The sequence below is a fragment of the Delftia sp. genome, assembly GCF_059499305.1.
Map to the genome: position 1 here is coordinate 1 of NZ_JCABYI010000032.1, position 26,255 is coordinate 26,255.

The following is a 26,255-nucleotide window of genomic DNA, read 5'->3' on the forward strand; positions in this document are numbered from 1 at the left end:
GCCAAAACGGACAACCCAAAAAAGAGAGCGCTGACGCGCTCTCTTTTTATTCCTGCCAGGCTTCTTCGTCGCAACCGGATGCAACATCCGGCGCAGTTTCCTGCGGACAATTCCGCTAGCATTGACGTTAACGTCAACGTCGCATTCCCATGGCCGCCGGCTGTGGATGCCGGCGGACTCTCCAGCCATGTCGACCACCTACACCATCAGCGATCTTGCCAAGGAGTTCGATCTCACGACCCGGGCCATCCGCTTCTATGAGGACATGGGCCTGCTTGAGCCCGAGCGTGCCGGGCCTGGCGGACGCAATCGCGTCTACAGCGCACGTGATCGCACACGTCTTCGCCTGACCTTGCGGGCCAAGCGGCTGGGACTGTCTCTGAACGAAGCCAAGGAGATCATCGATCTCTACGACAGCCCCCGTGACACGGGCGTGCAACTGCGCAAATTCCTGGAGGTGCTGGCTGTGCACCGCCGCCAGCTCGAAGACCGCCTGGCCGATCTGCAGGCCAACCTGGCCGAGGTGCGAGAGCAGGAATCCGAGGCCCGCACTTTGTTGAAACACCTGGATGGGAAAAATGCTTCATAATTGACGTTTACGTAAACGTAATTTGTGAGGCTTGCCTTGACCGTGCTCCGCCTGGAACCTGCCAACAGCGACTTTGCCCGCCGTGTGCGAGACAGTTTTGCACGCCAGGGCGCGATGCACACCCTGGGCGCCGAGCTGTCCTTGCTGGAGCCCGGTGCCGTCGATGTCTGCCTGGACTGGGCGCCCGGGCTGACGCAGCAGCATGGTTTTTTGCATGCCGGCATGGTTTCCGCGGCGCTGGATTCCGCCTGCGGCTACGCAGGGCTGACCCTGATGCCGGCAGATGCTGCCGTGCTCACCATTGAATTCAAGATCAACTTGCTGGCCCCTGCCAAGGGCCAGCGCTTTCGCATGGAAGGCCGTGTGCTCAAGCCGGGCCGCACCATCACCGTGACCGAAGGGCGCGCCTACGCCATCGACGAAGGCCGCGAGAAACTGATTGCCACCATGGGCTGCACGCTGATGTGCGTGCAGGGCCGCGATCTGGCCGATTGAGCCGGGCGGCGTTCTTTCCCCCAATTTCCACAGGAGACATGAGATGAGCCTTTCCAACCTGCCGGGCCTGAACTTCCAACTGGGCGAGGACATCGACGCGCTGCGCGATGCCGTGCGCGAGTTCGCACAGGCCGAGATTGCACCGCGCGCCGGCGAGATCGACCGCGACGACCAGTTCCCCATGGACCTGTGGCGCAAGTTCGGCGACCTGGGCGTGCTGGGCATCACCGTGTCCGAGCAGTACGGCGGTGCCGACATGGGCTACCTGGCCCACATGGTGGCGATGGAGGAAATCTCGCGTGCCAGCGCATCGGTGGGCCTGTCCTACGGCGCGCACAGCAATCTTTGCGTGAACCAGATCAACCGCAACGGCAATGAAGCGCAAAAGGCGAAGTACCTGCCCAAGCTGATCAGCGGCGAGCATGTGGGCGCGCTGGCCATGAGCGAGCCCGGCGCCGGCTCGGACGTGATCAGCATGAAGCTCAAGGCCGAGGACAAGGGCGGCTACTTCCTGCTCAACGGCACCAAGATGTGGATCACCAATGGTCCCGATGCCGACACCCTGGTGGTCTACGCCAAGACCGAGCCCGAGCTGAACGCCCGCGGCGTGACTGCCTTCCTGATCGAGAAGGGCATGAAGGGCTTTTCCATTGCCCAGAAGCTGGACAAGCTGGGCATGCGTGGCAGCCACACGGGCGAGCTGGTGTTCGAGAACGTCGAGGTGCCGGCCGAGAACGTGCTGGGCGGCTTGAACAACGGCGCCAAGGTGCTGATGAGCGGCCTGGACTATGAGCGCGCCGTGCTGACGGGCGGGCCGCTGGGCATCATGCAGTCGGTGATGGACAACGTAGTGCCCTACATCCATGACCGCAAGCAGTTCGGCCAGAGCATCGGCGAGTTCCAGCTCATCCAGGGCAAGGTGGCGGACATGTACACCGTGCTGCAAGCGGGCCGCTCCTTTGCCTATACGGTCGCCAAAAACCTCGATCTGCTGGGAACCGAGCATGTTCGCCAAGTTCGCAAGGATTGCGCCAGCGTCATCCTGTGGTGCGCCGAGAAGGCGACATGGATGGCCGGCGAAGGCGTTCAAATCTATGGGGGTAATGGGTATATCAACGAATACCCACTGGGTCGCCTCTGGCGGGATGCGAAACTCTATGAGATCGGCGCCGGCACCAGCGAGATCCGTCGCATGCTGATCGGCCGCGAGCTGTTCGCAGAGACCTGCTGATCTTTCGCCTGCCTGCTGCGCCGTTCTTGAGTTTGACCCCAACAAAAGGATTGTTTATGAGCACAACCTCCATCGAAGAGCTGTTTGTCCACAACCGCGAATGGGCCCAGCAGGTGGAGCGTGACCGGCCCGGTTTCTTCACTGGGCTGATGGCGCAGCAAAAACCCCGCTACATGTGGATCGGCTGTTCCGACAGCCGCGTGCCCGCGAACCAGATCACTGGCCTGGAGCCCGGCGAGGTGTTCGTGCACCGCAACGTGGCCAACGTGGTCGTGCCCAGCGACCTGAACTGCCTGTCCACCATCCAGTACGCGGTGGACCAGCTCAAGGTCGAGCACCTGATGGTCGTCGGCCACTATGGCTGCGGCGGCGTGCTGGCGGCACTGGAGGATGTGCGCGTGGGCCTGGCCGACAACTGGATCCGCCACGTGAAGGACGTGCGCGACAAGCACCAGGCGCTGCTGGCCAGCCTGTCGCCGCAATGGCGCCATGACGCGCTGTGCGAGCTCAATGCCATCGAGCAGGTGATCAACGTGGCGCAGAGCACGGTGATGCAGGATGCCTGGGCGCGCGGCCAGAAGGTCACGCTGCACGGCTGGTGCTATGGCCTGAAGGACGGCCTGATCACCAATCTGCAGATGACCGTGCCCGGTGTCGGCGGCATCGCCAACATCCATGCCGAGGCTGTCGAGCTGGTCGCCAGCCGCCAGCGCGACTGAGCGGCCATGGCAGGCGGGACCCCGGGAGACTTCATGCCGATGCCTGCCCAGGACACCCTGCTTGCCCATGACATCGCGCGGGCGATGATGGATGGCTTCAACCGCCATTACCGCCTGTTCCGCGCCGAATCGGCCCGCGCCAAGCACCGCTTCGAAACTGCCGACTGGCTGGGCCAGCAGCGTGCCCAGCGCGAGCGCATCGAGTTCTACGACCTGCGCGTGCGCGAATGCGTGCGCCGGCTTGAAAAGGAGTTTTCGGCCGGCGCCCAGCCCATGCCGGTCTGGCAGCAGATCAAGCGCCACTACATCGGGCTCATGGTCAACCACCTGCAGCCGGAGCTGGCCGAGACCTTCTTCAACTCGGTCACCACCAAGATCCTGCACCGTACGCACTTCCACAACGACTTCATCTTCGTGCGGCCGGCCGTCAGTACGGAATACATAGAGAACCAGGAGCCGGCCGCACGCCCGGCCTACCTGGCCTTCTACCCCACGCGCGAGACACTGTCGCAGACGCTGCGCGAAGTCGTGGAGCAGTTCGCGCTGCAGCGCCCCTTTGAAGACCTGGAGCGCGACATCGCCCGCCTGGCCGAGCGCCTGGAGCCCCAGCTGCAGGCCATGCGCCTGTACGCCAACTTCCAGATCCAGGTGCTGTCCAGCCTGTTTTTCCGCAACAAGGGCGCCTACATCGTCGGCAAGATCATCAACGGCTTTGCCGAGCTGTCCTGGGCCGTGCCCATCCTGCATGGGGACAACGGCCGGCTGGTGCTGCATGCGGCCCTGTTCGGCGAGAAGGACCTGCACGGCCTCTTCAGCTTTGCGCGTGCCTACTTCATGGTCGATACCGACGTGCCCAGCGCCTACGTGCAGTTCCTGCGCAGCCTCATGCCGCGCAAGCCGCGCGCCGAGCTGTACAACGCCCTGGGCCTGGCCAAGCAGGGCAAGACGCTGTTCTACCGCGACTTCCTGCACCACCTGCGCCATTCGCGCGACCAGTTCCGCATCGCGCCCGGCATCAAGGGCATGGTCATGCTGGTGTTCGACCTGCCCAGCTTTCCCTATGTGTTCAAGCTCATCAAGGACCGGTTCGCCGCGCCCAAGGAGATCACCCGCGAGCAGGTCAAGGCCAAGTACCGCCTGGTCAAGCAGCACGACCGCGTGGGGCGCATGGCCGACACGCTGGAGTACAGCCTGGTGGCCTTCCCGCGCGAGCGCTTCTCGGAGGCGCTGATCGCCGAGATCCTGGAGCACGCGCCCAGCCAGGTCGAGATCAGCGACCGCGACGGCGATGGCCGGCAGGAGGTCATCATCTCCCACCTCTACATAGAGCGGCGCATGGTGCCGCTGAACCTGCTGCTGCAGGAGTGCTTCGATGACGGGCTGGACCTGCCGGGACCGCGGCAGCGGCTGGAGAGCGCCGTGATCGAATACGGAAATGCCATCAAGGACCTGGTGGCCGCCAACATCTTCCCGGGCGACATGCTGTGGAAGAACTTCGGCATCACGCGCGGCGGCAAGGTGGTGTTCTACGACTACGACGAGATCGAATACCTGACCGACTGCCATTTCCGCCAGGTGCCTGCGCCGCGCAACGAGGAAGACGAGCTCAGCGGCGAGGTCTGGTATCCCGTGGGCCCGCGCGATGTGTTCCCGGAAACCTTCGCGCCCTTTTTGCTGGGCAATCCGGCCGTGCGCGAAGTTTTCATGCGCCACCATGCCGACCTGCTCGATCCCGCCTTCTGGCAGGGGCACCAGCAGCGCATCCGCGAAGGCCACGTGCACGACGTCTATCCCTACGAGCGCAGCCGCTGGCTGGCCTGACCCGTTTGTTTTCCCCTCACCATCACCACATCCAGGAGATAAGCATGCAAGACCCCATCGTCATCGTCGGCGCAGCCCGCACCCCCATGGGCGCATTCCAGGGCGACTTCGCCGATCTCGCGGCCCACGATCTGGGCGGCGCCGCCATCAAGGCCGCCGTGCAGCGTGCCGGCGTGGCGCCGGAGAAGGTGGACGAAGTGCTGTTCGGCAACTGCCTGATGGCGGGCCAGGGACAGGCGCCTGCGCGCCAGGCAGGCTTCAAGGGTGGCCTGCCGCGCAGCACGGGCGCCGTGACCCTGTCCAAGATGTGCGGCGCCGGCATGGAGGCCACCATCCTGGCCCATGACCAGCTGGTGGCGGGCAGCCGCGAGGTGGTGGTCTCCGGCGGCATGGAGAGCATGACCAATGCGCCCTACCTGCTCAAGAAGGGCCGTGGCGGCTACCGCATGGGCCACGACAAGGTCTATGACCACATGATGCTCGACGGTCTGGAGGACGCCTACGAGCCGGGCCGCTCCATGGGCACCTTTGGCGAGGACTGCGCCGCCAAATACCACTTCACGCGCGAGCAGCAGGACGCCTACGCCATCGAAAGCGTCAAGCGCGCCCAGGCCGCCACGGAAAGCGGCGCCTTCGCGGCCGAGATCACGCCCGTCACCGTCTCCACGCGCAAGGGCGATGTCACGGTCAGCATCGACGAAGGCCCGGCCAAGGCCAAGCTGGACAAGATCGCCAGCCTCAAGCCCGCCTTCAAGAAGGACGGCACGATCACGGCCGCATCGAGCTCCAGCATCAACGACGGCGCCGCCGCCCTGGTGCTGATGCGCGAATCCACGGCCAAGGAATTGGGCTGCAAGCCGCTGGCGCGCATCGTCGCCCATGCCACGCATGCCCAGGAGCCCGAATGGTTCACCACGGCCCCCGTGGGCGCCACGCAGAAGGCCCTCAAGAAGGCCGGCTGGACGGCGGCGGATGTGGACCTGTGGGAAGTCAACGAAGCCTTTGCCGTCGTGCCCATGGCCCTGATGGCCGAACTGGGCGTGCCGCGCGACAAGGTCAACGTCAACGGCGGCGCCTGCGCGCTGGGCCACCCCATCGGCGCCAGCGGTGCGCGCATCCTGGTCACGCTGCTGCACGCCCTGCAGGCGCGTGGCGGCAAGCGCGGCCTGGCCACGCTGTGCATAGGCGGCGGCGAGGGAACAGCCATGGCGATTGAAATGGTCACCCCCTGAGGCGCTGCGCGCCCTCCCCCTGAAAGGGGGACGACACCCTCGGTGCGGGGCGGCGCGGCCGGCGTAGGCCCTTCCTCGGTGTCTCTGATTTGCATTGCGCCAGTTTTATGGGCAGCGCCACAGACGTCCAGAGAGCTAGACTTGGATCGGCCGATCCGCTATTACTTTGACCTCTCGACCATGATCACCAGCGAAGAACAGTTGCGCAGCCTGTATGCCATGCCGGCCGAAAGGGCCTTGCTCAAGCAGCAGGTGGACCTGGACCGGCATTGCCTGCGCTTCATCGCGCTGTCGCCGCTGTGCATCGTGGCCACGGGGGGCGCGGCGGGCTCGCTGATGGATGCCTCGCCGCGCGGCGGAAAGCCGGGCTTCATCAAGGCGCCCGACAACCAGACGCTGCTGATCCCCGACTCGGGCGGCAACAACCGCCTGGACAGCTTCAGCAACCTGATCGCCGATCCGCGCATCGGCCTGCTGTTCATGGTGCCGGGCTTCGACGAGACGCTGCGCGTCAACGGCGTGGCCAGGCTGCGCGACGAGGCCCACTACACGGCGCTGTTCGCCAACGAAGGCTTCCGGCCCAAGATCGTTCTGGAGATCCAGGTGCAGGAGGCCTATCTGCACTGCGCCAAGGCCCTCATGCGCGCCCGGCTCTGGAAGCCCGAGTCCCAGGTGCCGCGCAACGTCATGCCGTCGGTGAACCAGATGGTCCACCAGCAGATCGGCCTGCCTGCGCCCACCGAGACGCAGGAGGCCATGGTCGAGCGCTACGAAAAACAGATCGCGGGCGAGCAGGGCCTCTGACCGCATTCCATTTGAAAGGTCGAAAGACATGGCAGTCACTCTGGTGTTGGGAGCCTCGCGCGGGCTCGGTTTTGCCTTGGTAGAGGCCTATGCGGCCCAGGGCCGCAGCGTGGTCGCCACGGTGCGCAGCGAGGCCGATCGCGAGCGCGTCGAAGCCACGGGCGCCAAGGTGCTGCTGGTGGATGTGGCCGATCCGGCCAGCGTCAGCGGCCTGGCCTGGCAGCTCGATGGCGAGAAGATCGAGCTGGCGCTGTACGTGGCCGGAGTGTGGGATGCCCACAGCTCGGCCACGCCGCCCACGCGCGAGCAGTTCGACCGCGTCATGCACACCAATGTGCTGGGCGCCATGCAGGTGCTGCCCCAGGTGGCGCCGATGGTCGAGGCGGCGGGCGGCGTGTTCGGCCTGTTCTCCAGCGAGATGTCGCTGCTGGCCGGCGCCGAATCCGACGCCTGGCTCTACCGCGTCAGCAAGGCCGCGCTCAACATGGTCGTGGCCAGCGCCCAGCCGCAATGGCCGGGCGCCACCGTGGTCGCGCTGGACCCGGGCTGGGTGCAGACCGACATGGGCGGCGAGTCCGCCACCTTCACCGTGGAGCAAAGCGTGCAGGGTCTGGTCCGCACCCTGGCCGGCGTCACGCCGGCTGATCGGGGCCGCATGCTGCGCCACGACGGGCAGCGCATCGCCTGGTAGCTGCGGCCGGGACAACGAACAACGAAACAAGAATCAGGAGACAAGACATGCTGCTCAACGCAGACCAGGAAATGATCCGTGACGCGGTGCGCGACTTCGTGCGCACCGAAATCACGCCCCATGCCGCACGCTGGGACAAGGAACACCACTTTCCCAAGAACGTGCACCAGGGCCTGGCGGCGCTGGGTGCCTACGGCATCTGCGTGCCCGAGGAATACGGCGGCGCCGGCCTTGACTACCTGAGCCTGGCCCTGGTGCTGGAGGAAATCGCAGCCGGCGACGGCGGCACCAGCACGGTGATCAGCGTCACCAACTGCCCCGTCAACGCCATCCTCATGCGCTACGGCAGCGAGGCGCAAAAGCAGCAATGGCTGGCGCCGCTGGCGCGCGGCGAGATGCTGGGCGCCTTCTGCCTGACCGAGCCGCATGTGGGCTCGGACGCCTCGGCGCTGCGCACCACGGCCACCCGCGACGGCAACGACTACGTGATCAACGGCGTCAAGCAGTTCATCACCAGCGGCAAGAACGGCGACGTGGCCATCGTCATCGCCGTCACCGACAAGGCGGCCGGCAAGCGCGGCATGAGCGCCTTCATCGTGCCCACCTCCGCGCCCGGCTACCAGGTGCTGCGGCTGGAGGACAAGCTGGGCCAGCACAGCTCGGACACGGCCCAGATCCAGTTCGAGGGCTGCCGAATCCCCGCCGCCAACCTCATCGGTGCCGAGGGCGAGGGCTACAAGATCGCGCTGTCGGCGCTGGAGGGCGGGCGCATCGGCATTGCCGCGCAAAGCGTGGGCATGGCGCGTGCGGCCTTCGATTGCGCGCTGCAGTACTCCAAGGAGCGCGAGAGCTTCGGCCAGCCCATCTTCAACCACCAGGCCGTGGGCTTTCGCCTGGCCGACTGCGCCACGCAGATCGAGGCTGCGCGCCAGCTGATCTGGCATGCGGCCAGCCTGCGCGATGCCGGCCTGCCCTGCCTGAAGGAAGCGGCCATGGCCAAGCTGTTCGCCAGCGAAATGGCCGAGCGCGTGTGCAGCGCAGCCATCCAGACCCTGGGCGGCTATGGCGTGGTCAACGATTTTCCCGTCGAGCGCATCTACCGCGACGTGCGCGTGTGCCAGATCTACGAGGGAACGAGCGACGTGCAGAAAATTCTCATCCAGCGCGCCCTGGCCTGAGGCCCCTCACTATGCTGCGGGTCGGGCCGGATGGCCCCGTCACCCGCAGGGCTTAGCATGGAGCGTCGCCGGGACGGCGCCCGGGAGAGGCGGGCACCGGACTCCGGCAGGTTTGTGACCACCTTCGCAGGAGATCCCGACATGCCCATTGCTTCCGTCAACGGCCAGAACCTTTACTACGAGGACACGGGCGGGCGCGGCCCGGTCCTGGTGTTTTCGCATGGACTGCTCATGGACCACACCATGTTCGCTCCCCAGGTCCAGGCGCTGCAGGATCGCTATCGCTGCATCATCTGGGACGAGCGTGGCCATGGCCAGACGGCGGACCCCGCGCATTGCGCTCCCTTCGACTACTACGACTCGGCCGACGACCTGGCCGCCCTGCTGGCGCACCTGGGCGTGGAGCGCGCGGTGCTGGTGGGCATGTCGCAGGGCGGCTATCTGTCGCTGCGCTGTGCGCTCATCCATCCCGAGGTCGTGCGTGCGCTGGTGCTGATCGACACCCAGGCCATGCTGGAAGACCCCGAGCAGATGCCCCACCACGAGGCGTTGCTGAGGGCCTGGATGGAGCATGGCCTCAGCGACGACATGGCGGCCACGGTGGAGCGCACCATCCTGGGCCAGGGCTGGAGCGGCGCGGCCGCCTGGCGCGCCAAATGGAAGAAGGCCACGCCCATCAACCTGGGGCAGAGCTTTCTGGCGCTGGCCCAGCGCGATGACATCAGCCCGCGACTGCCCGACATCCACGTACCGGCACTGGTCATCCATGGCACGGACGACATCGCCATCACGCTCGACCGTGCACGCGCCATGGCCAAGGCCTTGCCCAGGGCGCAGTGGGTGGAGGTGCCGGGGGCCGGCCATGCGGCCAACCTCACGCATCCGCAGCCCGTGAACCTGGCCATCGAGCGCTTCCTGGAGCAGCTCGACTAGGCTCAGACCGGCGGATCGCCGTCGTTCTCGCTGTCGCGGCGGCGCAGGACGACGGTGATGCTGCCGTCGGTCTCCAGCGTGGCGCGCTCCACCTCTCTGAGGTGCAGGCAGCCGCCCGCACGCAGCGCGGCCTCGATATCGTCGCGCGTGATGCGTTCCTCGCGCATCAGATCCTTGTTCAGGTGGCCGTCCGTGATCAGGGCCTGGGCCTTGCCGTCGATGAGCCGCTCCAGCGCGGGAAAACGGAAAGTCAGCCAGGACAGCAGCAGATGGCACAGGATCAGCGTGGAAGCCGAGATCATGCCGCCGATCAGCGAGTTGTCCCCGGCATTCATGGAGTTCTGAACGGCATTCGACAGGATGAGCAGCAGCACCAGGTCAAAGGGCGCGTACTGCCCCGTCTGGCGCCGCCCCGTCAGCCGAAGGAACACCAGCAAGAACAGGTAGACGGCCACGCCGCGCACCACGAACTCCCACCACGGGACCGACATTGAAAACATGGGCTCTCCTTACAGGCCCGAGGGCCCGCGGTCAGTATCATGGCCCGCCTGTCCTCCATCAAGAACCCGGTCGCAGCAAGGCGGCCGTGACTGACATGCACTCCTGCTCCCCCGCCGTCCTCTCCCAGGTTCCGCAAGTTCCGCAGGGCCAGCCGCTATGAGCGCTGCCGCCACCTCCCCGGCCTGTCCCTGTGGCCAGCACGATGCCAAGGGCCGGTCCCTGGCCTTCGATGCCTGCTGCGGCCGCTACCTGGATCATTTCGACGACTGCCCCGCACCCGATGCCCAGGCCTTGATGCGCTCGCGCTACAGCGCCTTCGTGCGTGAGGACGCCGCCTACCTGCTGGCCACCTGGCACGCCAGCCAGCGGCCCGCCACGCTGGACTTCGAGCCCTCGGCGCGCTGGCTGGGGCTGGCGGTCAGGGACTTCCGAAGCACCGGCGAGGACCGCGCCGAGGTGGAATTCGTCGCGCGCTACCGCGTGGCGGGCCGCGCCGTGCGCCTGCATGAGCGCAGCCGCTTCGTGCGCGAAGGCGGGCGCTGGTTCTACGTGGATGGCGACCAGTTCTGAACACGACGGCGGCCCTGCGGAGCCGCTGTGGAAGCTGCAGCAGCGCCAGCGGCTGCTGCTGTCCATCGCATCGCGGGGCTCGTCCGAGGCGGCGGCCCTCATCATCCCCGGCATCGTGGTCTGGCTGCAGCGGCACGAAACGGGGGCCTTCCAGGCGCCGCTGCTGCTGTGGTGGCTGGGCATGGCGCTCATGGCCTGCGTCTTCGTTGGTTTGCGGCGCCAGTTGCGTCGGGACCTGGGCGCTGCCGTGCCCTCGGCCGAGTTGCCAACGCGGCTGCAGCGCTGGGAGCGCGTGATGGGCCGCATGGCCTTGCTCAACGCCGGTTCCTGGGCGCTGGCCATACCGCTGACCCATGGCAGCGGCCATGAATTCCGGCTTTTCATCTACCTGGTGCTGTGCGGCGTCGTGGCCTCGGCCGCCACCTTCCTGGCGCCGGCGGCTGCCGTGTTCAAGCGCTTCTTCGGCGTGCTGTACGGCGCCATGCTGCTGGCCGTGGTCTGGTACTTCCCGAACAGGGGCCTGTACCTGCTGCCGCTGCTCATGCTGTATGGCGCCACCATCGCGCGCCATGCCTGGGGGGCGCGCCAGCTCATGCAGCAGCAATGGGCGCAGGAGCGTGACCGCCAGCTGCTGGCCGAGCGCTACCTGGCGGCCAAGGAGCAGGCCGAACAGGCGCTGGAGGCCAAGAGCCGCTTCCTGTCGGCCGCCAGCCATGACCTGCGCCAGCCCCTGCATGCCCTGGGCCTGCTGGTGGAGACCGCCCGCCAGCGCAATGCCGACGGCGCGCTGGCAGGCGTGCTTGACGATGCCCAGGCCTGTGCCCGGTCGCTGGGCACCATGTGCAACGACCTGCTGGACCTGTCGCGGCTGGAGAACGGCACCTGGGAGCTGCGCGCCCAGGTGATGGACCTGCGCATTCTGCTGGGCGATGCCACGCGCCTGTTCGCGGCCGAGGCCCGCCAGCGCGGGCTGGTGCTGCGCTGGCGCGTGGCGCGCGGCATGGACAGCCGGGTGCGTGCCGACGAGGCCCTGCTGCGCCAGATGGTGTTCAACCTGCTGCACAACGCCCTGCGCTACACCCAGCGCGGCGGCGTGCTGCTGGCCGCCCGCGTGCACGGCGGGGGCTGGCGCATCGAGGTCTGGGATACCGGCCTGGGCATTGCGGCCGAAGACCGGCCCCATGTCTTCGCACCGCACTTTCGCGCGCGTTCCGGCCAGGCGGCCCGGCGCGCGGCCCAGCCTGCGGCCGAGCACCTGCCCGGCGTGAGCAGCCAGGGCCTGGGCCTGGCCGTGGTGGCCGCAGCGGCGCGCCGCATGGGCGTGGAGCATGGTCTGCTGTCCACGCCGGGACGGGGTTCGTGCTTCTGGCTGCAGCTGTCGCCCAGCCTGAACGTGCAAGCGGACCTGCCTCTGGGGCACGCGCAGGCGCAGGCAGGGGCAGGGGCCGAGGCTGCCGCGAATCCGCCAGGCCGCCCCCTGCTGCAGGGCAGGTGCTGGGTGGTCGATGACGATGTGCAGGTGGCACAGGCCCTGGCCGGCCTGCTGCGCGGCTGGGGGCTGACCGTGGACGTGGCGGCTTCGGGCCGCGAGGCGCAGGCCTGGCTGGCGGCGGGGCAGCATCCCGATTTCGTGCTGTGTGACCACCAGCTGGCCCATGGCGAGAACGGCTTTGCGCTGCTGCAGAACGTGCTGGCGCAATCGCCGCAGGCGGCGGGCGCCCTGCTCAGCGGCGACCTTTCCGCTGCGCTGGAGCAGCAGGCGCAGGAACTGGGCTATCTGCTGCTGCGCAAGCCCGTGGATCCGCTGGCGCTGCGGGCCCTGCTTCAGCGCAGGCTGGCCGTGGCCGGCGCCTGAACCGTATCGGTCGGCGGTACGGAGGGCGGCAGCTCCAGCGCAATGCCCTGCATGCGCGTGATGGCGTCGATGCGGCTGTGCACGCCCAGGCGCTGCAGGGCGCCTGCCACATGCTCCTTGACCGTGTGCGGCGACAGGTGCAGCAACCGGGCAATGCTGGGATTGGGCAGGCCGCGCAGCACCAGGTCCAGAACCTGGGCCTGGCGCGGGGTGAGGCCCAGCTCGGCCGCCGTCATGCGGATGGCATGGGCGCCGCCGGGCGGCTGCGGCGCCAGCGGGGCGGCGGGGAACCAGGTCTCGCCGCGCAGCAGGGCCGCCACGGCCTGCTGCAGCACCTGCGGCGGCTGGGACTTGAGCACAAAGCCATGGGCCCCCGCCGCGCGTGCCTTCAGGGCAATTGCGCCATGCGTGTCGCCGCTGGTCATGAGCACGCGGCATGCGGGCGCCAGCGTGCGGATTTCGCGCACCACGTCCGTGCCCGCGCTGGCACCCAGCCAGAAATCCACGATGGCCAGATGCGGCGATCCCCTGGCGGCCATGCACTGCAGGCCTTCGCCCGCATCGGCCACGGCATGGACTTCGGACAGGCCGAATTGTTTCAGGAACTCGGACACGCCCATGGCCGTCAGCGGGTGGTCGTCGATCACCAGGGCATAGCGCCCCGATTGGAGACAGGAGGAATCGGTCAGGAGGGAATGGCTGTGCATGGTCCGCGCGAAGGCATGTCGAAAGGGCTGGAGCGCCAGGGCGCGCCCGGATACACCTTGCGCACATCGTAACGATTACCCCCCGGCCGGGGGGTGACCGGATGTCGGCCAACTCCCCAAAATCGCCGCCGATGCCCTGAGATTCCGCATGGAACGGGCATGTATTCAACGAGAAGGGGAGATAGTCATGAAGATGGTACAGCTCACGCGCCGCAGCGCGGCATTGATGCTTCTGGGAACCCTGGCCGCCTGTGGCGGCGGCGGTGGTGGTGGATCGGGAGAACCGGGCGGCGGAGATCCCGGCAATGGCGGAAATCCTGGCAACCCCGGTACGCCCGGCAACCCCGGCGGCACGCCCACGCCGGTGACCGGCCAGTACCGCATGGAGACCGGTGCGGAGAACTTCGACGCGGCCCTGTCCGCCATGAACGCGCTGGGGGCGCAGGGCTATGCCTTCACCTACAGCCTGGCCTCGGGCGGTACCGCCTTCCCCGTTCCCATCGGTGACTTCTACGTCACCGACACGGCCCACACCGGCACGCGCCTGGACTACCGCATGGTGCCCGATGTGGCGGGCGTCTCGGCCCTGGTGGCCCAGCTCAACGCACAGGGTGCGCAAGGCTACCTGTACAAGTCGGGCATGGCGTTCCCCAGCAGCACGCAGGACCTGCGCAACCTCTATGTGCGCAGCAGCAGCGCCGCCGCCACCTACAGCTACGAGACGCGCCCCGCCGTGGGTGCGCTGGACACGTCCGGCTTCACGCAGCAACTGGCCGAGATGAGCGGCCGGGGTTTCCGCTACATGGGCCCGCTGATCTCGGGCAACGAGATGTTCAACCTCTACGTCAAGGACTCCAAGGCGCCGGCCTTCGAGTACGCGGTGTTCGCATTGGCCGCGCCCTTCGGCATGGCCAACGGCACGGCGCTGAAGCAGCGCCTGGACGAGATGGGGGCCAAGGGCCACCTGCTGCGCGGCGCCCTGGTGCTGCGGGGCAATACCGAAGGCGTGCAGCTGTACGAAAAGAGCGGCGACCAGCAGGGCGCCATCGAGTACCGCGTCGAACCGGTGTCCCAAAGCGCCAGCCTCGCGCAGCGCCTGGAGCAGTTCAACCGCAATGCGGCCGAAGGCTTCTTCGCCTTCGGCGACGTGGTCACCGACGATGGCCGGTTCCATTCCATCTCGGTGCGCAACGTCCGCCGCATGGTGCATCCGCTGGCCGGTGCCTCCTTCCCCTGAGCAGGGCACAGGCATGCGCGGCCGGCGCATAATCCGGCCATTTTCCGCAGCAAGGGCGCCCCAGGGCGCCCTTGCTCAGTTTGTTTCGAGAATCCATCCATGACTGCTTTCGAGGCCGTGCTCTTCGACTGTGACGGCGTGCTCGTCGACAGTGAATCCATCACCAACCGCGTGCTGTGCACCATGCTCAATGAATCGGGCTGGCCCATCAGCACCGAGGAATGCCTGCGCGAATTCATCGGCAAGACCGTGCGCAGCCAGGCCGCGCTGATCGAGGCGCGCACCGGCAAGCCGCTGACCGACGCATGGATGGCCGCCTTCTACGAGCGCCGCAACGCCGCGCTGCGCGCCGAGCTGGTGGCCATTGACGGCGCGCTGTCCGCCGTCAGCCAATCCCATGCGCTGTGCGCTGGCCGCATCGCCTGCGCCTCGGGCGCGGACCGCGCCAAGGTGGAGATGCAGCTGGCCCAGGTCGGCATGGCCCCGTATTTCGAGGGCCGCGTCTTCAGCGGCCATGAGCTGCCGCGCAGCAAGCCCTTTCCCGATGTGTACCTGGCAGCCGCCGCCGCACTGGGCGTGGAGCCGGCGCGCTGCCTGGTCATCGAGGACACGGTGACCGGCGTCACCGCCGGCGTGGCCGCAGGCGCCACGGTCTGGGGCTACTTCCCGGCCGACCAGGGCCACGCATCGGCCGAGCAACTGCTCGAGGCCGGCGCCAGCTGCGTATTCGGCGACATGGGCGAGCTGCCGGCCATGCTGCGCGCCATCGGGCAGGCCAGCGCCAGCGCTTGAGCCTGAGCCTGAGCCTGAGCCGGCCCTAGCGCAGCTGCGGCGAAGGCGTCTCGTCCACGGCCTGCGCACGCGCGGCCTGCTGCTCGGCCTGCAGTGCCCGCTGGAAGGCGGGCCGCTGCTGCAGGCGCTGCCAGTAGGCCTGTGTGGCAGGCCCCCATTGCGGCTCCATCTCCAGGTGCGCCGACAGCATCAGCGCATAGCCCACGGCCACGTCGGCAGCGGTGAAGCGGTCTGCCGCGAGCCAGTGGCGCTGTTCCACGGCCTGCTCCACCGCGCGCAGCCGCGCAAGGAACCAGCGCTGGTAGTCCTGGGCCACCTGGGGCTGGCGCCGTTCGGCTGGCTCGAAGTGGGTGTAGCGCAGCACCAGGGTCTGCGGGAAGGTCAGCGTGGCATCGCTCATGTGCAGCCAGTTGAGGTAGGCGGCGAAGTCTGCCTCCTGCGGCTGCACGGACAGGCCCGCCCCGGGGTGCAGGGCGGCCAGGTATTCGCAGATGGCGGCTGACTCGGTCAGCCTGGCCTCGCCGTGGCGCAGCAGCGGCACCGTGCCCAGCGGGTTGAGCTCCAGGTAGCTGCGCTGCAGCACGCGCGGCGGAAACGGCAGCATGTGCAGCGTGTAGGGAAGCTGCAGTTCTTCGAGCATCCACAGCGCGCGGAAGGAGCGCGCGCTGACGCAATGGTGGAGATGGTGCATGCGCAAAGCCTAGGCCAGATGCGCGGACGGCGGCTGTCGCGCAGGATGCAAATCGCGCCAGGATGCGCGCGGCCCTCACTCGGGCCGGGCGCGCGCGCTCTTGCGGAATTCGGAAGGCGACAGCCCCGTCCACAGCCGGAAGGCGCGGATGAAGCTCTTGTCGTTGAGAAAGCCGCAGGACTGGGCGATGCGCTTGATGGGCCGGCTGGTGCGCAGCAGCAGGGCCACGGCACGCTCGCGCCGCACCTCGTCCTTGAGCGCCTGCAGCGAGGCGCCTTCTTCCTTGAGCTGGCGGTGCAGGCTGCGCTGGGACAGGTGCAGCTGGCGCGCCAGCGTGTCGGCCGTCTGCAGGCATTCGGCGTCGGCCGCCAGCAGCTGGCGCACGCGCTGCACCAACTGGCGCTCGCGCCGGTAGGGGCGCACCTGCAGCGGCAGGGCGCGTTGCAGCATGCGCTGCAGCGCAGGCTCGTCGCGCGTCAGCGGCATATCCAGAAAACGCGCGTCGAACTGGAGGCAGGCCCGGGCCGCGCCAAACTCCACCTCGCCCGGTGGGAACAGCAGCGCATACACGCCGGCATGCGGCGGGGGATCGAAGGGAAAGCAGGCGCGCCGCAGCGGCAGCGGCTCGTCGATGAACCAGCTGGCCAGGCCGTGGATATTGCGCAGCACCGACAGCAGGCAGAACTCGCGCATGGCGCCCAGCGTGGACAGCTCCTCGATGGCCAGCGTGGCCAAGCCGTCTTCCTGCGTCAGCGTGAGGCGGATGTCGTCGGCCAGCAGGCCATGGTGGCGGCACCAGCGCGCCAGTGCCAGGCCCAGCTGCTCGCTGCCCATGCTGGCGCGCGCCAGCATGCCGTAGCTGCCCCAGGGCAGGCGCCGGGAGAACCAGCCCAGGGCCTCGTCGTCGAGTTCGCGCATGGCGGCATCGGACAGTGCCTCCATCTGCAGCGCCGTGATGCACTCGTTGCGCTCTTTGACGGAGTCTGGCGCAATTTGTGCCTTCTCCAGGGCGGACAGGGCGCTGATGCCCCGGCGTTCGTAGGCCAGCATAATGGCCTGCACAAAGGCCATGGGCGTGACTGCAGGGTGTGCGGAGGCCATGGTGGCGGCCGCCTGAGGCAGGGGGGTCTTGACCAGCGAGGGGGTGAACATGCTGGCAATTATTGCAACCTTCGTGGCCTGTTCTGCTCGGGGTTGGCCCTTATGCTGCCACGCAATAGCTGCCATGACGGGGCAGGCCACTGCATTTGCCCGTCCCAGGCGCCGCCGACGACACAGGAGACAACGCATGCCCGCCCAGAACGCCCCGCTCGCTTCCAGCCATGCCCAAGGCCGCACCGATGTGCCGCTGATCGAGCAGACCATCGGCGATTTCTTTGCCGACATGGCGGCCCGCCAGCCCGATCGCGAGGCCCTGGTCAGCCGCCACCAGGGCCTGCGCTACAGCTATGCCGGCCTGCACACCGAGGCGCGCCGCCTGGCCAGCGCGCTGCTGGGCCTGGGGCTGGAAAAGGGCGACCGCGTCGGCATCTGGTCGCACAACAACGCCGAATGGGTGCTGATGCAGCTGGCCACGGCCCAGGTCGGCCTGGTGTTGGTCAACATCAACCCGGCCTACCGCACCTCCGAGGTGGAGTACGCGCTCAACAAGGTCGGCTGCAAGGCCCTTGTGACCATGGCGCAGTTCAAGACCAGCGACTACCTGGGCATGCTGCGCGAACTGGCCCCCGAGCTGGCCACGGCCGAGCCCGGCCGCCTGCATTGCGCGCGCCTGCCCCAGCTGCGCAGCGTGGTCTGGATCGACGTGGCAGGGCAGGGCGAAGAGCAGCCCGGCATGCTGCGCTTTTCCAGCCTGCTGGCGCGCGGTGATGCGCAGGATGCGCGCATCGACGCCGTGGCCGCCACGCTCAAGAACACCGACCCCATCAACATCCAGTTCACCAGCGGCACCACGGGCTTTCCCAAGGGCGCCACGCTGACCCACCGCAACATCCTGAACAACGGCTTTTTCATCGGCGAGTGCATGCGGCTGACGCCCGAGGACCGGCTGTGCATTCCCGTGCCGCTGTACCACTGCTTCGGCATGGTGCTGGGCAACCTGGCCTGCTTCACGCATGGCTCGGCCATCGTCTACCCGAATGACGGATTCGATCCGCTGCTGGTGCTGGAGACCGTGCAGGCCGAGCGCTGCACGGGCCTGCACGGCGTGCCCACGATGTTCATCGCCGAGCTGGACCACCCGCGCTTCAAGGAGTTCGACCTGAGCACGCTGCGCACCGGCATCATGGCCGGCTCGCCCTGCCCCATCGAGGTGATGAAGCGCGTGGTCAGCGACATGCATCTGTCCGAGATCACCATCGCCTACGGCATGACCGAGACCAGCCCCGTCAGCTGCCAGAGCGATGCCGACACGCCGCTTCAGCGCCGCGTGTCCACCGTGGGCAAGGTGCAGCCGCACCTGGAGGTGAAGATCGTCGACCCGGCCACGGGCGAGGTCGTGGCGCCCGGCGTCTCGGGCGAGCTGTGCACGCGCGGCTACTCGGTCATGCACGGCTACTGGGGGGACGAGGCGCGCACGCGCGAGGCCATCGACGACGAGGCCTGGATGCACACCGGCGACCTGGCCACCATGGACGAGCAGGGCTACGTGAACATCGTCGGCCGCATCAAGGACATGGTGATTCGCGGCGGCGAGAACATCTACCCGCGCGAGATCGAGGAATTCCTCTACCGCCATCCGCAGGTGCAGGACGTGCAGGTCGTCGGCGTGCCCGACGTGCGCTATGGCGAGGAGCTGTGCGCCTGGATCATCGTCAAGCCCGGCCAGACGCTGACCGAAGACGGCGTGCGCGACTTCTGCAAGGGCCAGATCGCCCACTACAAGGTGCCGCGCTACATCCGCTTCGTCGAGGCCTTCCCGATGACGGTGACCGGCAAGATCCAGAAATTCAAGATCCGCGACGAGATGATCGCCATGCTGGATCTGCGCCCGGCCAGGACCGCCTGAGGGCTGCTTTCATGCGCTGCCGCCAGCTGTCCACCGCGTGCCGCCTAGGGCGTGCCGCCCTCGGGCGCGGCCATGGCCGAGGCGGCAGCGCGGCGCGCCACGACCAGGCGCTTGCGCAGCGAGATCTCCTGCATGTCCAGCTCGCTGACCAGGCGGCGCAGCGACTCGTCGTTGATGCGGTGGGCCTGGCGCTCGGCGTAGAGCGCGTCGCGCTCCTGGTGGATGCAGCGCAGGCGCAGCTCGATCTCCAGCAGGTAACGCAGCTTGCGCTGGCGCACGACTTCGGGCGCCTCGCGCTGGATCTCGATGCTGGAGGCCGTGCCGCTGCCGTCGTCCAGCAACTGGACGCGGTTGCGGTATTCCTGCGTCAGGTGGCCCATGACCTCCTGGTGCATGGCCACCCATTCGGGCGTGTGGCCCTGGATCTCTTCCTCGCTCAGCGTCAGCCCGCCAATGGCGGACTGGCAGGCGGCCACGCGCGCCAGGCGCTCCTCGCGCACTGTGGGCGATTCGCCGGGCTGGGGCATGCGGCGCAGGATCAGCGGCAGGGCGATGCTGCCCAGCACCAGGGTGAACAAGATGGTGCCCGTGGCCAGGAAGACCAGCATCTCGCGGCCGGGGAAGGGCTGGCCGTTGTTCAGCAGCATGGGCACGGACAGCGCGCCGGCCAGCGTCACGGCGCCGCGTATGCCGGCCATGGTGGTGGCCAGGTTCAGCAGGTGCGAGGGGCGCTCTGCCATCTTTCCCTGGAAGTGGGCGCGAGCCAGGCTGCGCTGCACGCCCAGGGTCAGCCAGATCCAGCGCATCAGCAGCAGCGCGCTGGAGATGATCACCACATAGCCCACCAGCACCCACCATTCGCTGCCCGCATCGTGCAGCGTCACGCCGATGATGGAGGGCAGCTGCAGGCCCAGCAGCAGGAAGATGGCGCCGTTGAACGAGGCTTCCACCATGCTCCAGGTGCCCTCGGTCTGCAGCCGCTCGCTGATGTAGCTGCTGCGCTCCAGGTCGGCGAAGTTGGTGGCAATGCCCGCGGCCACGGCCGACAGGATGCCCGACACGCCGATCTTTTCGCCCACGATGTAGGCGGCGAAGGGCAGCAGGATCAGCAGCAGCACCATCTGCGTGGCCGCCACGTCGCCCAGGCGGCGCGTGATGGTGCTGCGCGCATAGGAAAAGCCCCAGCCGATCAGCGTGCCCACGCCCAGGCCGCCCAGGGCCATCCACATGAAATCCTTGGCCACCTCGGTCCACGAGAACAGGCCGGTCAGCGTGGCCGCGATGGCGAATTTCAGCGCCACCAGGCCCGAGGCGTCGTTGAGCAGGGACTCGCCCTCGAGGATGTGCATGGTCTTCTCGGGCATGCCCAGGTTGCGCGTGATGGCCGAGACGGCCACGGCATCGGTGGGCGAGACCACGGCGGCCAGCGCAAAGGCCACGGTCAGCGGCATGCCGGGCACCAGCCAGTGGATCAGCCAGCCCAGCCCCACCACCGTGAACAGCACCAGGCCCAGCGCCAGGCGCAGGATGGGGCGGTACAGCGCAAAGAACTCGCGCTTGGGAATGCGCCATCCGTCGGCGAACAGCAGCGGCGGGATGAACAGCAGCAGGAACAGCTCGGGATCGAAGGCGATGTGCAGGCCCTTTTGCGGCCAGGCCATCAGCGCTCCCAGGGTGATCTGGATCAGCGGCAGCGGGATGGCGCGCACGTAGCGCGCGGCAATGCCCGTCAACGCTCCCAGCAGCAGGACGAGCAAGACGATTTCAACGGTGTGCATACGGCATTTTCCCCAGGCCGGACCGCCGTTCTTTGCAGGACATTCGGAAAAACCAAGCGCCCGCATCGGGCAAACACAAGAAGAGGCCACACATGAGCATTCTGGGCACCCAACTCAATCCGCGTTCGGCGGACTTCCTGGCCAATGCCGCGGCCATGCGCGCCGTGGTCGAGGACCTGCAGGCCCAGGTGGCCAAGGTCGCCGAGGGCGGCGGCGAGGCCGCGCGCGCCAAGCACGTGGCGCGCGGCAAGCTGCTGCCGCGCGACCGCGTGGCCATGCTGCTGGACCCGGGCACGCCCTTCCTGGAGATCGCCCCGCTGGCTGCGCTCAACATGTACCGCAACGATGCACCCGGCGCGGGCCTGATCGCCGGCATCGGGCGCGTCAGCGGCGTGGACTGCATGATCGTCTGCAACGACGCCACGGTGAAGGGCGGCACCTACTACCCGATGACGGTGAAGAAGCACCTGCGCGCCCAGGAGATCGCCGCGCAGAACCGCCTGCCCTGCATCTACCTGGTGGACTCGGGCGGCGCCAACCTGCCCAACCAGGACGATGTGTTCCCCGACCGCGAGCACTTCGGCCGCATCTTCTTCAACCAGGCCAACATGAGCGCCGAGGGCATTGCCCAGATCGCCGTGGTCATGGGCTCGTGCACGGCCGGCGGCGCCTATGTGCCGGCCATGAGCGACGAGTCCATCATCGTCAAGAACCAGGGCACCATCTTCCTGGGCGGCCCGCCGCTGGTGAAGGCCGCCACGGGCGAGGTGGTCAGCGCCGAGGACCTGGGCGGCGGCGACGTGCACACGCGCCTGTCGGGCGTGGCCGACCACCTGGCCCACAACGACACCCACGCGCTGGCGCTGGCGCGCCAGGCCGTGGCCAACCTCAACCATGCCAAGCAGCCTTCGGCTGGCGACCTGCCGCCCGAGGCGCCGCTGTTCGACGGCGGCGAGCTGTACGGCGTGATCCCCGTGGACACGCGCAAGCCCTTCGACGTGCGCGAGATCATCGCCCGCGTGGTGGACGGCAGCCGCTTCGACGAGTTCAAGGCCCGCTTCGGCGCCACCCTGGTCTGCGGCTTTGCGCGCATCGAGGGCATGCAGGTGGGCATCATCGCCAACAACGGCATCCTGTTCAGCGAATCGGCCGTCAAGGGCGCGCACTTCATCGAGCTGTGCTGCCAGCGCAAGATCCCGCTGGTCTTCCTGCAGAACATCACGGGTTTCATGGTGGGCCGCAAGTACGAGAACGAAGGCATTGCCCGCCACGGCGCCAAGCTGGTCACGGCCGTGGCCACGGCGGCCGTGCCGAAGTTCACCATCATCATCGGCGGCTCCTTCGGCGCGGGTAACTACGGCATGTGCGGCCGCGCCTACTCGCCGCGCTTCCTGTGGATGTGGCCCAACGCGCGCATCTCGGTCATGGGCGGCGAGCAGGCGGCCAGCGTGCTGGCCACCGTCAAGCGCGACGGCATCGAGGCCAAGGGCGGCCAGTGGACGGCCGAGGAGGAAGAGGCCTTCAAGGCCCCCATCCGCCAGCAGTACGAGGATCAGGGCCACCCCTATTACGCGACGGCGCGCCTGTGGGACGATGGCGTCATCGACCCCGCCGACACGCGCCGCGTGCTGGCGCTGGGCCTGGCGGCCACGCGCAACGCGCCCATAGCGGACACGCGCTTCGGCGTGTTCCGCATGTGACGGCGGCTTCCCTTTCCTTGCAGCGAGGTACTTCATGAAAACCACCGCACTGACCCTCGAATTCCAGGGCCCCCTGGCCACCATCACGCTGACCCAGCCCGAAGTGCGCAATGCCTTCAGCGACGAGGTCATTGCCGACATCACCCACGCCTTCCACGCCGTGGGCAAGCGCAGCGACGTGCGCGCCGTGGTGCTGGCCGCCGAGGGGCCGGCCTTTTGCGCGGGCGCCAACCTCAACTGGATGCGCCGCATGGCCGACTACTCGCGCGACGAGAACCGCGAGGACGCCGGCCTGCTGGCCGAGATGCTGCGCGTGATCTACGAATGCCCGCAGCCCACCATCGCGCGCGTGCAGGGCGATGTCTATGCGGGCGGCATGGGCCTGGTCGCGGCCTGCGACATGGCCGTGGCCGCCGAGGGCGCGGGCTTTTGCCTGTCCGAAGTGAAGATCGGCCTCATCCCCGCCACTATCAGCCCCTACGTGATCCGCGCCATGGGCGCGCGCGCCGCCCACCGCTACTTCCTGACCGGTGAGCGCTTCGACGCGGCCGAGGCGCTGCGCATCGGCTTCGTGCACCGCGTCGTGCCCGCCGAAGAGCTGGACAACGCCGTGGACGGCCTGCTCAAGCACCTGGTCAGCGCCGGTCCCGCCGCCGCCCGCGCCTGCAAGCGCCTGGTGATCGACGTGGCCGAGCGCGAGATCAACGAGCAGCTGATCGCCGCCACCGTCGAAGGCATCGCCGACATCCGGGCCAGCGCCGAGGGCAAGGAGGGCGTGCAGGCCTTCCTGCAAAAGCGCAAGCCGGCCTGGCTGGCCTGACACGCGCAGGCTGCCCATTCATCGCGCCACCACCGAGCAACGCCGAGCCAACACCATGAGCACCCTGACCGACTCCCTCGTCCAGTGGCTGCAGTCCGTGGGCCTGTACCCGGGCCCGGCCGTGCACCACACGGTCAGCGAGGCGGCTGGCGAAGTGGCCGAGCGCGTGGGCCAGGCCACCAGCGGCATGGACATGGCCGGCCTGCTGGCGCTGGCCGCCGCACTGGGCTGGGCCAGCGGTTTCCGGCTCTACGCCGTGGTGTTCGTGACCGGGCTGCTGGGGGCGCTGGGCTGGGTGGCGCTGCCGGGCGGGCTGCATGTGCTGGAGCATCCGGCCCTGCTGTTCGCCAGTGGAGCGCTGCTGTTCGTGGAGTTCTTCGCCGACAAGATCCCCGGGGTGGACTCGGTCTGGGACTTGCTGCAAAGCGTGATCCGCATCCCGGCGGGCGCGGCGCTGGCGGCCGGAGTCTTCGGCGCCGACAGCGCGACCATGGCCACCATGGCGGCCCTGATGGGCGGCTCGCTGGCCCTGTCCAGCCAGGTGGCCAAAAGCACGACGCGCGCGGCCATCAACACCTCGCCCGAGCCGTTTTCCAACGTGGGCGCGAGCCTGGTGGAGGACGGCGCCTCGGTGGGCGCGATCTGGCTGGCGCTCACGCACCCGCTGGCCTTCGCCGCCGTGCTGCTGGTCGTGGTCATCGCGCTGTGGCTGCTGACCTGGGCGCTGTGGCGCTTTCTCAAGGCCGTGGTGCAGCGCCTGCGCGCGCTGCTCGGCGGGTCTCCCGCGATGAATCAAAAACCATAGCCGCCGGTCGCCGAATGACCGGGGCTGCAGAGAAAACACTGGAGATAACGCATGTTCAAGAAGATCCTGATCGCCAACCGCGGTGAAATCGCCTGCCGCGTCGCGGCTTCCGCCCGCCGCATGGGCGTGCGCACCGTGGCCGTGTACTCGGACGCCGATGCCCGCGCCAAGCATGTGCAGGCCTGCGACGAGGCCGTGCACATCGGCGGCAGCGCCCCCAAGGACAGCTATCTGCGCTGGGAACGCATCCTGGAGGCCGCCAAGGCCACGGGCGCCCAGGCCATCCACCCCGGCTACGGTTTTCTCAGCGAGAACGAGGAATTCGCCCAGGCCTGCGCCGATGCCGGCCTGGTCTTCATCGGCCCGCCGCCCTCGGCCATCCGCGCCATGGGCCTGAAGGCGGCCTCCAAGCAGCTCATGGAAAAGGCCGGCGTGCCCCTGGTGCCCGGCTACCACGGGGCCGACCAGGACCCGCAGCTGCTGCAGCGCGAGGCCGACCGCATCGGCTACCCGGTGCTGATCAAGGCCAGCGCCGGCGGCGGTGGCAAGGGCATGCGCCTGGTCGAGCGCAGCGAGGACTTTGCCGCCGCCCTGGCCAGCTGCCAGCGCGAGGCCATCAACAGCTTCGGCGACGACGCCGTGCTGGTCGAGAAATACGTGCTGCGCCCGCGCCACATCGAAATCCAGGTCTTTGGCGACACCCAGGGCAACTGCGTCTACCTGTTCGAGCGCGACTGCTCGGTCCAGCGCCGCCACCAGAAGGTGCTGGAGGAGTCCCCCGCGCCCGGCATGACGCCTGCGCTGCGCCAGAAGATGGGCGAGGCCGCCGTGGCCGCCGCCCAGGCCGTGAACTACGTGGGCGCGGGCACGGTGGAATTCATCGTCGAGCAGCCCGGCGGCTACGACCAGCCCGAGGCCATGAAGTTCTACTTCATGGAAATGAACACCCGCCTGCAGGTCGAGCACCCGGTGACCGAGGCCATCACGGGCGAGGACCTGGTGGACTGGCAGCTGCGCGTGGCCAGCGGCCTGCCCCTGCCCAAGCGCCAGGACGAGCTGGGCATCACCGGCCATGCCATCGAGGCGCGCATCTGCGCAGAAAACCCCGACAACGGCTTCCTGCCCGCCACCGGCACCCTGCATGTCTACCGCAAGCCCGACTGCGCCAGCTTCCATGTCGGCGACGTGCGGGTGGACGACGGCGTGCGCGAGGGCGATGCCATCAGCCCCTTCTACGACTCCATGATCGCCAAGCTCATCGTGCATGGCGACACGCGCGAACAGGCGCTGGCGCGGCTCGATGCCGCCCTGGCCGAGACACGCATCGTGGGCCTGGCCACCAATGTGCAGTTCCTGCGCCAGGTCATCGCCAGCGATGCCTTTGCAACCGCCAAGCTGGACACGGCGCTGATCGAGCGCGAGAAGCAGCATCTGTTCCACCAGCAGCGGCTGCCGCAGGCCCAGGCCGTGGCCGCCGCCGTGGCCCAGGTACTGCAGGCCGAGCGCGCGCAGGAAACCGCCGATCCCTTCAGCCGCCGCGACGGCTGGCGCTCGCACGGCGTGGCCGAGCGGCGCTGGGACTTCCGCCAGGGCGAGGCCGCCGTGCCCGCGCGCCTGCGCTACCTGCATGACGGCGCGCTGCAGCTGGCCGTGGGCGAGGGCGAGTCCCTCGCCGAGGGCGTGCTGTCCTGGCAACAGGCCGGGGACGGCGCCTTCGACGTGCAATTCGCGGGCCAGCGCCTGCGCGCCCAGGTCCATGTGCTGGGCGAGCAATGCCATGTGTTCGCTCCCCAGGGCGCGGCCGTGCTGGGCCTGGCCGATCCGCTGGCCCATGCGGGCGATGTGCATTCGGAAGGCGGCCGCCTGACGGCGCCCATGCCGGGCAAGGTGGTCTCCTTTGCCGTCAAGGCCGGCGACAAGGTCAGCAAGGGCCAGCCGCTGGCCGTGATGGAGGCCATGAAGATGGAGCACACCATCGCCGCGCCCGGCGACGGCGTGGTGGCCGAGCTGCTGTATGCGCCCGGCGACCAGGTGACCGAAGGCTCCGAGCTGCTGCGCCTGGAAAGCTGAGCCCGCAGGCAAGACAGTTTTGCGCAAAA

The 26,255-nt window shown here is 68.1% G+C and carries 24 protein-coding genes; 19 read left to right on the forward strand and 5 right to left on the reverse strand.

What is annotated here, in order from left to right; translation table 11 throughout:
* Positions 1-187: 187 nt before the first annotated feature.
* The 10 genes from AC5I49_RS22250 to AC5I49_RS22295 all read left to right on the forward strand — a co-directional run bounded on the left by AC5I49_RS22250 (position 188) and on the right by AC5I49_RS22295 (position 9,693).
* The gene (locus tag AC5I49_RS22250; RefSeq protein WP_013800379.1) at positions 188-589 is read left to right on the forward strand and encodes a MerR family transcriptional regulator; all 402 of its coding nucleotides are present in this window, start codon (positions 188-190) and stop codon (positions 587-589) included.
* Between the two features lie 36 nt (positions 590-625).
* Positions 626-1,084, forward strand: coding sequence for a PaaI family thioesterase (locus AC5I49_RS22255; protein WP_043790435.1), 459 nt, complete (start codon positions 626-628; stop codon positions 1,082-1,084).
* Positions 1,085-1,127: 43 nt separating this feature from the next.
* Entirely contained in the window at positions 1,128-2,315 is a 1,188-nt protein-coding gene (locus AC5I49_RS22260) for an isovaleryl-CoA dehydrogenase (protein ID WP_013800381.1), read from the forward strand.
* Between the two features lie 56 nt (positions 2,316-2,371).
* Positions 2,372-3,034 carry a carbonate dehydratase gene (gene can / locus AC5I49_RS22265; protein WP_016450015.1) on the forward strand — a complete coding sequence of 221 codons (663 nt, stop codon included), beginning with the start codon at positions 2,372-2,374 and terminating at the stop codon, positions 3,032-3,034.
* A gap of 33 nt (positions 3,035-3,067) precedes the next feature.
* On the forward strand, positions 3,068-4,855 hold the full coding sequence (aceK, locus tag AC5I49_RS22270; protein ID WP_026063009.1) for a bifunctional isocitrate dehydrogenase kinase/phosphatase: 1,788 nt from the start codon (positions 3,068-3,070) through the stop codon (positions 4,853-4,855).
* A gap of 44 nt (positions 4,856-4,899) precedes the next feature.
* A complete protein-coding gene (locus AC5I49_RS22275) occupies positions 4,900-6,087 on the forward strand; it encodes an acetyl-CoA C-acyltransferase (RefSeq protein ID WP_495789898.1) in 1,188 nt (395 codons plus the stop codon).
* 180 nt (positions 6,088-6,267) lie between these two features.
* Entirely contained in the window at positions 6,268-6,891 is a 624-nt protein-coding gene (locus AC5I49_RS22280; protein ID WP_017406486.1) for a pyridoxamine 5'-phosphate oxidase family protein, read from the forward strand.
* 28 nt (positions 6,892-6,919) lie between these two features.
* A complete protein-coding gene (locus AC5I49_RS22285; protein ID WP_017406485.1) occupies positions 6,920-7,582 on the forward strand; it encodes an SDR family oxidoreductase in 663 nt (220 codons plus the stop codon).
* 47 nt (positions 7,583-7,629) lie between these two features.
* Entirely contained in the window at positions 7,630-8,760 is a 1,131-nt protein-coding gene (locus AC5I49_RS22290) for an acyl-CoA dehydrogenase family protein (protein ID WP_017406484.1), read from the forward strand.
* A 141-nt stretch (positions 8,761-8,901) separates the two neighbouring features.
* On the forward strand, positions 8,902-9,693 hold the full coding sequence (locus AC5I49_RS22295) for an alpha/beta fold hydrolase (protein WP_016450021.1): 792 nt from the start codon (positions 8,902-8,904) through the stop codon (positions 9,691-9,693).
* A 2-nt stretch (positions 9,694-9,695) separates the two neighbouring features.
* Here the strand turns inward: AC5I49_RS22295 and AC5I49_RS22300 are convergent, their stop codons facing one another.
* Positions 9,696-10,193, reverse strand: coding sequence for a DUF421 domain-containing protein (locus AC5I49_RS22300; RefSeq protein WP_016450022.1), 498 nt, complete (start codon positions 10,191-10,193; stop codon positions 9,696-9,698).
* A gap of 157 nt (positions 10,194-10,350) precedes the next feature.
* Between AC5I49_RS22300 and AC5I49_RS22305 the strand changes: the two genes are divergently transcribed.
* Both AC5I49_RS22305 and AC5I49_RS22310 read left to right on the forward strand, forming a co-directional pair.
* Positions 10,351-10,764, forward strand: coding sequence for a YchJ family protein (locus tag AC5I49_RS22305; RefSeq protein WP_043790439.1), 414 nt, complete (start codon positions 10,351-10,353; stop codon positions 10,762-10,764).
* Positions 10,748-12,619 carry an ATP-binding response regulator gene (locus tag AC5I49_RS22310; RefSeq protein ID WP_495789899.1) on the forward strand — a complete coding sequence of 624 codons (1,872 nt, stop codon included), beginning with the start codon at positions 10,748-10,750 and terminating at the stop codon, positions 12,617-12,619. Before AC5I49_RS22305 ends, AC5I49_RS22310 begins: the two co-directional genes overlap by 17 nt.
* Here the strand turns inward: AC5I49_RS22310 and AC5I49_RS22315 are convergent.
* Positions 12,589-13,326, reverse strand: coding sequence for a response regulator (locus tag AC5I49_RS22315; RefSeq protein ID WP_016450025.1), 738 nt, complete (start codon positions 13,324-13,326; stop codon positions 12,589-12,591). The genes AC5I49_RS22310 and AC5I49_RS22315 overlap by 31 nt on opposite strands.
* A gap of 187 nt (positions 13,327-13,513) precedes the next feature.
* Here AC5I49_RS22315 and AC5I49_RS22320 point away from each other — a divergent pair, with 187 nt between their 5' ends.
* Complete coding sequence (locus AC5I49_RS22320; protein WP_016450026.1) at positions 13,514-14,563, forward strand: hypothetical protein; 1,050 nt, start codon at positions 13,514-13,516, stop codon at positions 14,561-14,563.
* A 99-nt stretch (positions 14,564-14,662) separates the two neighbouring features.
* Positions 14,663-15,355: an HAD family hydrolase gene (locus tag AC5I49_RS22325; protein WP_016450027.1), complete on the forward strand. Its 693-nt coding sequence runs from the start codon at positions 14,663-14,665 to the stop codon at positions 15,353-15,355.
* 25 nt (positions 15,356-15,380) lie between these two features.
* Here the strand turns inward: AC5I49_RS22325 and AC5I49_RS22330 are convergent, their stop codons facing one another.
* Both AC5I49_RS22330 and AC5I49_RS22335 read right to left on the reverse strand, forming a co-directional pair.
* The gene (locus tag AC5I49_RS22330; protein WP_016452790.1) at positions 15,381-16,046 is read right to left on the reverse strand and encodes a glutathione S-transferase family protein; all 666 of its coding nucleotides are present in this window, start codon (positions 16,044-16,046) and stop codon (positions 15,381-15,383) included.
* Positions 16,047-16,121: 75 nt separating this feature from the next.
* Positions 16,122-17,198 (reverse strand): AraC family transcriptional regulator, encoded by a 1,077-nt coding sequence (locus AC5I49_RS22335; RefSeq protein ID WP_016450029.1) that lies wholly within the window; start codon positions 17,196-17,198, stop codon positions 16,122-16,124.
* A 136-nt stretch (positions 17,199-17,334) separates the two neighbouring features.
* Here AC5I49_RS22335 and AC5I49_RS22340 point away from each other — a divergent pair, with 136 nt between their 5' ends.
* Complete coding sequence (locus AC5I49_RS22340) at positions 17,335-19,053, forward strand: AMP-binding protein (protein WP_126312712.1); 1,719 nt, start codon at positions 17,335-17,337, stop codon at positions 19,051-19,053.
* 44 nt (positions 19,054-19,097) lie between these two features.
* On the opposite strand, the gene AC5I49_RS22345 is transcribed toward AC5I49_RS22340, so the two are convergent.
* The gene (locus AC5I49_RS22345; protein WP_016450031.1) at positions 19,098-20,831 is read right to left on the reverse strand and encodes a Na+/H+ antiporter; all 1,734 of its coding nucleotides are present in this window, start codon (positions 20,829-20,831) and stop codon (positions 19,098-19,100) included.
* Between the two features lie 92 nt (positions 20,832-20,923).
* On the opposite strand from AC5I49_RS22345, the gene AC5I49_RS22350 reads away from it, so the two are divergent.
* From AC5I49_RS22350 to AC5I49_RS22365, 4 genes are read left to right on the forward strand one after another with little or no spacing between them, the layout of a single operon-like run.
* Entirely contained in the window at positions 20,924-22,531 is a 1,608-nt protein-coding gene (locus AC5I49_RS22350; protein WP_016450032.1) for a carboxyl transferase domain-containing protein, read from the forward strand.
* Positions 22,532-22,565: 34 nt separating this feature from the next.
* Positions 22,566-23,351, forward strand: a complete 786-nt coding sequence (locus AC5I49_RS22355; RefSeq protein ID WP_034363212.1) for an enoyl-CoA hydratase/isomerase family protein — start codon at positions 22,566-22,568, stop codon at positions 23,349-23,351.
* 55 nt (positions 23,352-23,406) lie between these two features.
* The gene (locus AC5I49_RS22360) at positions 23,407-24,156 is read left to right on the forward strand and encodes a DUF4126 domain-containing protein (RefSeq protein ID WP_495789900.1); all 750 of its coding nucleotides are present in this window, start codon (positions 23,407-23,409) and stop codon (positions 24,154-24,156) included.
* Between the two features lie 51 nt (positions 24,157-24,207).
* Entirely contained in the window at positions 24,208-26,226 is a 2,019-nt protein-coding gene (locus tag AC5I49_RS22365) for an acetyl/propionyl/methylcrotonyl-CoA carboxylase subunit alpha (RefSeq protein WP_495789901.1), read from the forward strand.
* Positions 26,227-26,255 lie beyond the last annotated feature (29 nt).